Below are 3,397 nucleotides of genomic sequence, written 5' to 3' on the forward strand. Positions count from 1 at the left end.
CTTCAGGCGTATTCCATTTCTTTGAGTGTCTTGTCTGCCAGATCCTTCATGCGTGCCGAGATCCGTGAAGATGAGGTATAATCGACATCTTTCATCGCGTTTGCAATCTCATTACCGAGCACGAAGATTGCATATTTGTGCTCAAGCTTGCTCCTGTGCAGCTGGGAGGGTGTAATTTTCAGGGCACCGTACTGGGAGAATTTCAGGTCCGGATTGGCTTCTTCGAAATAGTCCTTAACCTCGTAAAGTATCTTGTGAAGGGTGATAAGTTCTTCCTTGTGCATGCTGCCACTCCAGAATGTAACATGGGGTAAAACTTACATAAATAAATTTGTATGAGCCCGGTTTTACGAGCTTATTTTCATCAACCGTATGTTTAAAGGTCTTTTTATAATGCCTTTAAAATCTTTGGCTGCAACATATTCCAGCCCTTTCCAGACCAGCCGGTCGAGAAGTTTCTGATCAACAGCGCGGTCGACAACAAGGCCGGCCGCCGGAACATCCAGCGTGTCAACGGCTTTCTCTACTTCGTCAGACCGGATCTCCCTGATCACTGACATGTCCTCATTCAGGAACCGGGCGACATTCTTACCTTTTACATCCTCCATGTGATCCCGTATCGTCACGGGGACTTTGGAGGCTCCCTCTTTTACATTCTTTGATCCTGCACCGTGCCGGCCGGTAGTATCGCTCCTGTCCCCACCTTCAGGGGCCGGCACCGCACGGGCCGGCCGGGGCAGGTCTGACGGGAGTTCGGCCGTATCCTCGAAATACTGGTCGCGGACGTACTCGACCGGAACCTTGTTCCGCAGTGTCTTGATGACCTCTTTACGGGTCATGTCCTCGACACTCTTTCCCCGGGGGGAGAACGCAACGTAATCGATATCGGCCACCTGAAGGAGTTCCCGCAGGATCAGTTCTCCGCCCCGGTCCCCATCGAAGAACGCGGTTGTGGTCTTCTTCTCGCAGAAGTCAACGATCGATTTGGGGATGTTTGTCCCCTCCACGGCCACTGCATTCTTGATACCGTACCGCAGGAGGTTGATGACATCGGCCCTGCCTTCGACAATGATTATGGCATCCGACTCAAGGACATTTGGGCCTGCCGGAAGTCTCTCCTCGCCAATTGTCCCGATCTTCTCGACTCGCATCGTCTGGCGAACATCGTCAAGGAGCTCGTCGCTGTCTATTGCCCCGTCCTCGAAACGTTCAACAAGGATTTCCTTTGCACGCTCGACAATCTTCCTGCGCTTGCTGACACGGATGTCCTCGATCGTGTCCACTGCCACGTGTGCGACGCACGGTCCCACGCGGTCGATAGTCTCAAGCGATGCAGCAAGAATTGCCGTTTCTGCCCGGTCAAGGGAGGTGGAGATCAGGATCTCTCCCGAGGTCTCACCTTTTTTGCTCGCTATCTGTACATCGATCCTGCCGACACGTCCGGTTCTCTGGAGATCCCGCAGGTCAAGGTCTTCGCCGAGTAACCCTTCAGTCTGCCCGAAAATGGCACCGACTACATCAGGTTTCTCGACCACCCCCTCTGCACTGAGGCTGATATGAATAAGGTACTTGGTAGTATCCGGTGAATACATGTAAACGCACCCCCATGTATCATGCGATGAATGATGTGCCTGATCATAGGTATAAAATATATATAATGTGTGGAATTACTTAAAAGGTCGGTTTATTTTCAGGCCTATCTTTTATGAATTGAGAACAAAAACGACCTGTTTAACCAGGTCAGGGTTGTATCCAGACAGGATCTTTCGGGGTTATCCGTTACTGTTGAGTGCAGCGAGCTGCCCGGCAAGCTGCGCGCTCGTGACACCGGCTATTCTCACCCTTTTCTGTGATGTGGCAAGCCCGGAAACAAGAGAAACCGCAGAGGCCGGTACTCCGATCGTGGCGCTGATGAGCCCGATCACGGCTTTATTGGCCCTCCCGTCCACCGCAGGAGCGGTGACCCGGCAGCCGACAGCTTTTCGCCATTCGTTGTATCCCGCTGGGAAGAGATTGGATTTTGCACCGGCAGAGACCTCGATGGCAATCACCGTACCATCACCGTCATCGAAAAGCGCGTCTGCCATTGTGGACATGTAGCACCTGCAGGAGAAAGGAAATGTCGCCCGGCTTAAACACACACGGATCACCAGTGGCTGCTGCCGTCCTTCACCTGTGGATAAAACCCTCGGCCGGGCGATGCCTGTCGCGCACCCGGGTTGTCCCATGGATCACATCCAGGCACTTGCCAATCGATCACCCGGGGACCTATGGGTGCGCTTTATCGGCACCCTCTTTCATCTGTTCTCCGGGCTCTTTAGCGTTTCGTGGCCCGGACTCTCCGACCCCCATACCGGTTTAATCAGGGTACGACAACAATTCCCGGGTAAATCCTCACACACTGCGGGGAGAGTATCCCCGACCGGCAAACCAGACCGGTTCTTCACGACAAAACTCTCCCTGATCGTATACGACGAACCCCCCCCGGATCACAGTCAGGGGAAAGACTGCCGGGTACCCTTCAAACGGTGTCCAGCCGCACCTGCTGTGCAGAAGTTCCGGCTCAACGATTACTGCAGAATGGGGGTACAGTGCAAAGTCTGCCCTGTCACCAACAGAAAAACCTGAAGGAGGGATGCCGATAAGCGTGGCAGGTGCGGTCGCAGTCTTCCGGATCAGGTCAGGCAGTGTGATCCGCCGTTTAAGAACTTCGGCCATGAGCAGGGGTACCATGGTCTCAACGCCCGGGACGCCCGAGGGGGCATCCGGGAACGGGAGCGATTTTTCTGCCCGGGTATGCGGGGCATGATCGGACGCGATCATATCGATCCGGTCCCAGCGTGCAAAAAGTGCCTTTCGCTCTTTCTCGCTCCTTACCGGGGGGTTTACCTTGAACCGGGTGTCAACGACCCCGGTTTTTTCCCGGGAGAGAAGGAGGTGGTGAGGTGTCACTTCCACGGTCCCCAAAGCGGCATCGATCGCTGAGGCTGTGCTCATATGGCAGAAATGGATCCGGCAACCGCTCATGTTACATGCCTGGACGGCGATAACTGCCGCCCTCTCACGTTCAGGTGAACGGAGGGCATCGTGGGTGGCAAGATCATGGTCTTCCCCCGGGGAAACACCTTCCGCATGGATCGTGGCAAGTCCGCCGAGAGCCTGGATACGCCCGAGTGCACGGGAAAGTTCCGGGGCGCCGAGTGCCTCACCGTAGCTGGAAGGGGCAAAAAAGGTCTCGCCAAAGGCCATCGCCCCAGCCGCCCACATCGTCTCGAAACTGGTATCCGGGGTGACACCACTGTTTATTGCAAAACTGCAGAATGAATGTGCCTGTGCTTCGCGGACACGGGAGAAAAACGCGTCCGGTGTTGTCAGGGGCGGAATAGTGTTCGGCTGG

4 protein-coding genes are annotated in these 3,397 nt (G+C 54.9%); all 4 read right to left on the reverse strand.

Annotation, left to right across the window (positions count from 1 at the left end):
- Positions 1-2: 2 nt before the first annotated feature.
- Complete coding sequence (locus WCE46_RS08120; RefSeq protein WP_424733192.1) at positions 3-284, reverse strand: UPF0058 family protein; 282 nt, start codon at positions 282-284, stop codon at positions 3-5.
- Between the two features lie 63 nt (positions 285-347).
- A complete protein-coding gene (dnaG, locus tag WCE46_RS08125) occupies positions 348-1,592 on the reverse strand; it encodes a DNA primase DnaG (RefSeq protein ID WP_424733193.1) in 1,245 nt (414 codons plus the stop codon).
- A 180-nt stretch (positions 1,593-1,772) separates the two neighbouring features.
- Positions 1,773-2,087 (reverse strand): DUF167 domain-containing protein, encoded by a 315-nt coding sequence (locus WCE46_RS08130; RefSeq protein ID WP_424733194.1) that lies wholly within the window; start codon positions 2,085-2,087, stop codon positions 1,773-1,775.
- Between the two features lie 307 nt (positions 2,088-2,394).
- Positions 2,395-3,397: dihydroorotase (locus tag WCE46_RS08135; protein ID WP_424733195.1), on the reverse strand; the 1,003-nt coding region annotated here is incomplete at its 5' end.

Origin of the sequence: Methanoregula sp., assembly GCF_049690535.1 — an archaeon.
Classification (GTDB): domain Archaea; phylum Halobacteriota; class Methanomicrobia; order Methanomicrobiales; family Methanospirillaceae; genus Methanoregula.

Bases quoted from the DNA above. Each gene is read 5' to 3' on its own strand.
- WCE46_RS08120 (WP_424733192.1), bottom strand. From the start codon at position 284: ATGCACAAGGAAGAACTTATCACCCTTCACAAGATACTTTACGAGGTT.
- dnaG (WP_424733193.1), bottom strand. From the start codon at position 1,592: ATGTATTCACCGGATACTACCAAGTACCTTATTCATATCAGCCTCAGT.
- WCE46_RS08130 (WP_424733194.1), bottom strand. From the start codon at position 2,087: ATGGCAGACGCGCTTTTCGATGACGGTGATGGTACGGTGATTGCCATC.